The organism is Megasphaera hutchinsoni (assembly GCF_001553405.1).
Classification (GTDB): domain Bacteria; phylum Bacillota; class Negativicutes; order Veillonellales; family Megasphaeraceae; genus Megasphaera; species Megasphaera hutchinsoni.
Map to the genome: position 1 here is coordinate 14807 of NZ_KQ960946.1, position 7490 is coordinate 22296.

At 40.8% G+C, this 7490-nt stretch carries 1 protein-coding gene; it reads left to right on the forward strand.

Going from position 1 to position 7490, the window contains the following annotated elements; genetic code table 11:
• Positions 1 to 7490, forward strand: a 7490-nt coding sequence (locus HMPREF3182_RS03940) for a hypothetical protein (RefSeq protein ID WP_062485588.1), incomplete at both ends; no start/stop codon positions are given.

Genomic DNA, 7490 nt, shown 5'->3' on the forward strand with positions numbered 1-7490 from the left:
CACAAAACGAAAAAGATATCAAACAGAATAAAGAAGATATAAAAAATCTTAGACAGACCGTTAGCGATAATAAAGAAGCGGCCAATACTGCGTTACAAGCAGCTAAAAAAGAATTAAATAAGACCATTGGTGACAATAAAACAGCTGCTGAAAATGCACTAAAGGAGGCTAAAACTGAGTTAAATAAGACAATTACCGATACAAAAGATGAATTATCTAATAAGATTAACACCACTAAATCTGCTTTGGAAAGTAAAATCACTACAGATATTGGTACAGCCAAGACTGATTTAGAAGATAAAATAAAGAAAGCACAAGAAGAAATTGGTAAAACTAATGAGGCCTTAGAAGGTCGTGTATCACAAAACGAAAAAGATATCAAACAGAATAAAGATGATATAAAAAATCTTAGACAGACCGTTAGCGACAATAAAGAAGCGGCAGATAATGCGTTGACAACAGCTAAAAAAGAATTAAACAAGACAATTAGCGACAATAAAGACGCGGCTAATACTGCGTTAAATTCAGCAAAAAGTGAATTGTCCAGTAAGATTGATACGACTAAATCTGATTTGGAAAAGGTAATTGGCGACAATAAAAAAGATGCCGATACTGCGTTAACAACAGTCAAAAATGATTTGCAAGGAAAGATTGATACCACCAACCAAAATTTGAATCAAGCTAAAACGGATTTGACGAGTAAAATAAATAAAGACGTAGGCGATGCAAAGACAGCATTGTCAGGTCAGATTTCCGGTGTACAAAGAACTTTGCAGGGAGAAATTAATGCAACAAATCAGACGGTGGCTAACAATCAGCAGAAAACAGATGCTAATTTCAAGAAACTTGAAGAGTTTATTAATAAAAGAGTAGCCGGACAGCAGGCCGGGCAGAAAAATTTAGGCTTAGATCTTGGTGAAACTGGTCAATTGGGATTTAGATATTTCCGTACTAGCATGGATAATAAGCACGATGCAAATCCAACAGGTGCTGATTCTATGGCCATCGGTGTGAGCACAACTTCAGGTGCAGGTTCGATTGGGATTGCCGCTGGCGGAGAAGAAGGGCGCCTTACAGCAGGTGGTGAAAACTCCATTGGTATCGGTAATGGCGTAAAAATTGATGAAAAGGAAAATGGTAATACCATCGCCATCGGTACAAAGGCGAAGATTCTTGAACAGTCTGAAGGTGCCATTGCCATCGGTAATGCTGCTAATATTGTATCTACTAATAAGAATGCCATTGCTATCGGGGCAGAAAGTCAGACTTATGCAGAAGAAACGATGGCATTGGGACATAGTGCCAAATCGCTTATGACAGGGAGTCTTGCTATCGGTCAAGGTGCACAGGTAGGAGAATATATCGATCCGCCCGCTATGGATGGAGAAATGAAAATTGATGGGCTTGGTAGCGGTATTGACGGGATCGCTATCGGTCATAACGCACAGAGTATGTCTGATTCCACTATTTCTATTGGTAATCAGGCCGGTCTTGGCATGAAAAAGACCGGTACGATTCCGTTGGCAGCTTCGCATGTTATTATCGGTAATCAAGCCGGTAACAATTTGGAAGGGTTGGAAAATATTGCTATTGGCTATAAGAGTGGCGGTAATGTACAGAGCAATTACAATATTTCCATCGGATCTGAAGCCGGCAGAAATATTATCGGGAAACGTGAAGAATCCATGGGTAAGAACGTTTCTATCGGCTATCATGCAAATTTCAGAAAAGCGGTGACGCAGCCGAATCAAGATGAAGAGGAACCGGTTCCGGGAACCGAGGTGGATCCGGCACATCCTAAGGAAAAGAAAATGAAAATTCCACGTATTGCTGAAGATTCAGAAGCAATTCGTTTGGTTCAATCTACGGCTATCGGGAGTGAATCATTAGCAGCTAACAACGGTACTGCCGTAGGTTATCAAGCACAAGCATTGGGCAATGGTTCAGAGGCTTTTGGGTTTAATGCTGTTGCGAGAGGGGAAAGTTCCTTAGCCTTAGGTACTGGAGCTAAGGCAATGGCTGGAAATGTGGCGATTGGTTCAGGCTCAATTGCGGAAGAACAAGATGTGAAAGATAAACATGCCCGTTATACAAATTCAACGGCGGAACAAAAGGTTGTTTCTGTGGGCAGTAAGGGAGATCATGTTCTTCGGCGGGTGACGAATGTGGCAGATGCGGTGGATGATAATGATGCGGTTACCCTGGGACAATTGCAAGCAGGAATTCAACAGGCAATTAATGATATTAATGTAAAAGCACAGGGAGATGCGTTTAAGTCGGGAATTCATTATGATCCGGCATTAATTGGCGGAACGCCTAGCATTACGTTACAGCCGGGGGATGAAAAAACAGGTACGGCCATTCACAATGTGGCAAAGGGTGTGCATGCGGGTGATGCCGTTAACCTAGCACAACTTAAAGAATATACAGAAAAAGGAATGGGTCATTATTTTTCTACTCATTCATTAACGCCAAAGGGCAATTTCGCCAATGAAGGTGCTACGGGTGAAAATTCGGTAGCCTTTGGTATAGCTGCAGTGGCAAGTGCTAAAAATAGTGCCGCTATGGGTAATTATGTTCAAGCACAAGGCGACGGTAGTTTGGCTATTGGTACAGGTTATTGGCATGAGGGGGATAAATCGCAGTTAGAAGGCACGACTGAAGAAGTACAGCCGATTATGACGCAAGCATTTTCTAACTATCGTTATAATGTAGCCATTGGTGCAGGTGCACAGACAGAAGGCAATTATAGTATGGCCATCGGTACTCGGGCGATGACGAGAAAAAAATATCAAAAAGAAGGAGTAAACAATAAAGGGGTAGATTATGCTCTGTCCATGGGGTATTTAGCTACTGTTTATGGTGAAAATGGCATTGCTATCGGGCATTTGGCAGAAGCTCATCAAGCGGAAGGCATAGCTCTGGGGCATGAATCATGGAGTCTTCGTGATAAAGCGATAGCTATCGGTAATCACAATACGGCATTGGGCAGAGAATCTGGCACAATGGGTACGCGTAATGGTGTGTCCGGAGATAATACATATGTCATCGGGAATGACAACATGAATTTGGCAGATGATGATCGTAAAAATGTATTGGATAGTATTGCAAGACCCTTAGAATTAGGTATTACCGATGAAAATTCTACCGTTCTCGGTAATCAGAATACCATGGTGTCTAAATTTAAGACGCTTAAAGGATTAGACGGAGAAACGGAGTACCAGGGGATTGAGCGCGGTCAAGATAATCACATTGTAGGTAATTATAATAAGTTAACAAGAACTAATAATTCCTTTGTTACCGGTAGTACGAATGAATTAGTAGAAACCACATCCACATTCCTTGTAGGGAGTAACAATAAATTAACGAATAGTAATACGCTTTCCGGTGTATTAGGTGCTACCAATACGATTACAGGTAATAATACAACCACTTTGGGCAATGAAAACAAAATCAGTGGTAATTCTGTAAAAACCTTGGGTGAAGGTAATGAGGTAAGTGGTTCTAATTTAGCAGTTATCGGTAATACGAATACGGAGATTTCCGGAAACGGTGCGAATGTATTCGGCAATGAAAATAAACAGGTCGCTGGAGAGGGTTCCAATGTATTCGGTAATGCCAATACCGGTGTTACTACTGAAAATGGTCATGTTATCGGTTTCTCGAATAAGGCGATTGCCGGCACTAATCAACAAGTGTTGGGTAGTTTCAATGCCACTATTACCGGCAAGAAAACTCATGTTATCGGCTTTACCAATACGAATGTGTCCGGCGAAGATCAACGCGTTATCGGTAATGAAAATAATAACATTACGGGGAACCGCAATACCGTTTTAGGGAATAAGAATAAAGAGGTTACAGCAGCAGCAGAAGATACACAACTCATCGGTAATGAAAACTCGTCTATTTCTGCGGCGCAGGCACAAATTTTAGGGAATAGTAATACGAAGATTTCTACGAAGAGTGGTCACGTTCTAGGTAATAAGAATAAAACTATTGGTGGTGAAAAACTCTCTGTTATCGGCGATGAAAATAGTGATATAGCAGGAACACAGTCTCTTCTTTTCGGGTATAGAAACGAGCAAGTAGAGGGAGTGACAGTTAATGCTCAAATTATGGGTAATGCGAATAGTAAGATAGCGGCAAATCGAACACAGATTATAGGTAATGCTAACGAGGTTAGAATCATTAAAAATATCACAGAACAGGGGACTGAAGGTCAAGACATACCTAAAGAGGTTTCGGAAGCGGTTAAAGACGCACAGGTCATGGGGAATAACAACAAAGTACATAATGATTACGTGCAAGTCTTAGGTAACCATATTACGACTACGCTGGATAAGTCTGTATATTTGGGCGATAATGCTGCATACAACGAAGATGAAACACTATCTGCTACGAATAAAGACTATACGAAAGATTCCATTTATGGCTATGCCTTTGCAGGTACCAAACCGGTAGGTGTTGTCACAGTGGGCGCAAAAGGAAATGAACGCCGTATTCAAAATGTAGCTTCCGGATTGGTGGCAGCCACAAGCACTGACGCAGTGAATGGTAGTCAATTATATCAATTGACACGTCCGCTCCATTTCGCCGGAGATGATTCTACATGGGGCGAAAATGATGACCATGAAAAGGATAAGAATGTCCTTCATCGCGGTTCGAATCAGAATATTTCCATCAAGGGCGGCGCAGACACAACTAAGTTGAGTGATAATAATATCGGGGTCACTGTCAATACGCAAGAAAATGTAATGAATGTGAAATTGGCTAAGAATTTAACCGATTTGGAAACAATTACATTCGGAAAAGACGGCACGTCGATGAAAATTGATGGTACTAATCAATCTATTTCTAACATCAAGAAAGTGACATTCGGCGCACCGGATAGTCAAAATAGTATGATCATGGACGGTGAAAATAAGGTTATCAAGGGCTTGTCCAATACGAAATGGATTCCAAAAGATAAACGAGATGCTACATTTGACAGATCACAAGCGGCGACACAGGGACAATTAGAAGCCTTTGAAAAATCGACACAACGCGGATTCGATGTGTATGTTAATAACGATGAAGCTGACAACAAGTTCACTGTACAATTAGGTGATGAAAAGAAAAATGATGCCTTTGGCTTCTTGGCAGGTAACAACCTTACTGTTTCCAAAAACAAAGATGGCAAACAGATTACCTATGCCTTGAAGGATGATTTGGCTGTCGGTAAAGAAGGCCAAGATGGTAAGGATGGATCTCTTACTGTACATGGTAAAGAGGGTGAAACCGTTGCCATTAACGGTAAAGATGGCAATGTGACCATTGAAAGTGCCAAAGATGGTGAAAGTAAAAAGAATACGATTACGATGAACGGCAAAGATGGCACTGTAGGCATTAAAGGTAAAGATGGTGCGACTGTTGTGATGAACGGTGACGGAACCGTTGTTGCTAAAGGCAAAGGTGAAGATGGTAAGCCGGGCGCCTCTGTCACTATTGATGGAAAGAATGGTATCACCACTATTGAAGGTAAGACTGACGATAATAATCAAAAAAATACGATTACCCTTAATGGCAAAGACGGCAAGATGGGCGTTACCGGCAAAGACGGTAGTAACGTTACATTGAATGGCCAAGATGGCTCTATCGGCATGAATGGTAAAAATGGTACGAATGCAGTAAGCATTACCACACAAAATGGTACTGTTGGTGTTGATGGCCAAGATGGTACGACTCGTCTTGTGGTTAAAGAAGGGACAAAGGTACATGAACTCGCAACCATGAACGATGGTATGAAATTCATGGGCGACGCTGGCACTGAAGACAAGTTGAAATTAAATGAACAACTTACTGTCGCCGGTGGTATCAATGATACTACTAAATTAAGTCAAGACAATAACATCGGTGTCATCGCTGATGGGAAGAAAGCATTAACACTTCGGTTGGCAAAAAATATTCAAGGCCTCGATACCATTACATTAGGTGATGCAGAAGCACCAATGAAAATTGATGGCACGAACAAAACAATCAGTCGTATTAAAAAAATGGTATTCGGCGTAGCGGATAGTACAGATAGTTTAATTATGGACGGTGAAAAGAAAGTTATTACGGGACTTTCCAACAAGACCTTGCCGACAGATTTGAAAGATCTAAAAGATGATCAAGCAGCAAGCCAAGGACAATTGAAAGAAGTGTTGTCTAAAATTGGAAAGAATATCGATGACAGTGCCGATTACCGATTGGTACAAGATGAAACTGCCACAGATAAGAAATATAGTGTGAAGGATGATGGCGAAGTTGTATTGACCGTACAAGATATTAAACATCCGAAAAATAAAGATACGGTAACGATTAAAGATGTAGCGAAGAAATCTGATTTAGATAAGGCCGACACTAAGTTTGAAGAGTATGCAGTTAAATATGATAAAACACCGGAAAATAAGGTTAATAAAAATTCCATTACCTTGGAAGGTGATAAAACTACTGGCACCATTATTACTAATGTAGGTGCTGGTAGTGTCACTGAAACTAGTAAAGACGCTGTCAACGGCAGTCAATTGTACAAGACAAACCAAGGCTTTGATGTATATATTAAAGATAATACCGATAAATTTAACGTAGGTTTAGGGGCAGATGACAAAGATGCCTTCGGTTTTGATGCCGGAAACGGCCTTGCTATTACACGCGATGGTAAGAAGATTATCTACTCCTTACAAGATGACGTTTCCGTTGGTACATCCGGAGAAAATGGCAAGGACGGTAAAGTCACTGTCAACGGTAAAGACGGCGAAAAAGTTACTATTAACGGTAAGAACGGTGAAATCGGCATTCAAGGACCAAAAGGTGCTGATGGTAAGTCGAATAGCGTTACTATTTCTGGTAAAGACGGTACAATTGGAACAAATGGCAAAGATGGTAGCTCGGTTGTATTGAACGGTAAAGACGGATCCATCGGCATGAATGGTAAAGATGGTAAAAATGCGGTTACTATTACCACTGGAGATAGTAAAGTAGGACTTGACGGTAAGGATGGCGAAACCCGTATTATCGTTAAAGAAGGCAACCATGTGAACGAAGTAGCCACCATGAATGATGGGTTGAAGTTCAAAGGCGATGATGGCAATGCTATTGGCGTTAAATTGAATAAGCAAGTAAATATCGTAGGTGGCGCTAAAATCGATAGAAAAGGCGAAACCATCACTAACTTGACTGATAATAACATTGGCGTAGAATCTATTGCTGATGAAGCAGACGGAACAAATGCGAAGATAAAGATTCGTTTGGCGAAGAATCTTTCTGACTTGGAAAGCATTACCTTTGACAGTAAAGATAAGACGACTCCGATGAAGATAGACGGCAATGCGAAGACTATCGAAAATATCAAGAAAATGACCTTCGGTAAAGATGGTAGTACTGATAGTATTACCGTAGATGGAGAAAATAGGGTCATTACCGGACTTTCCAATATAAAATTGCCAACTGATTTGACTAAAATGAAAGCC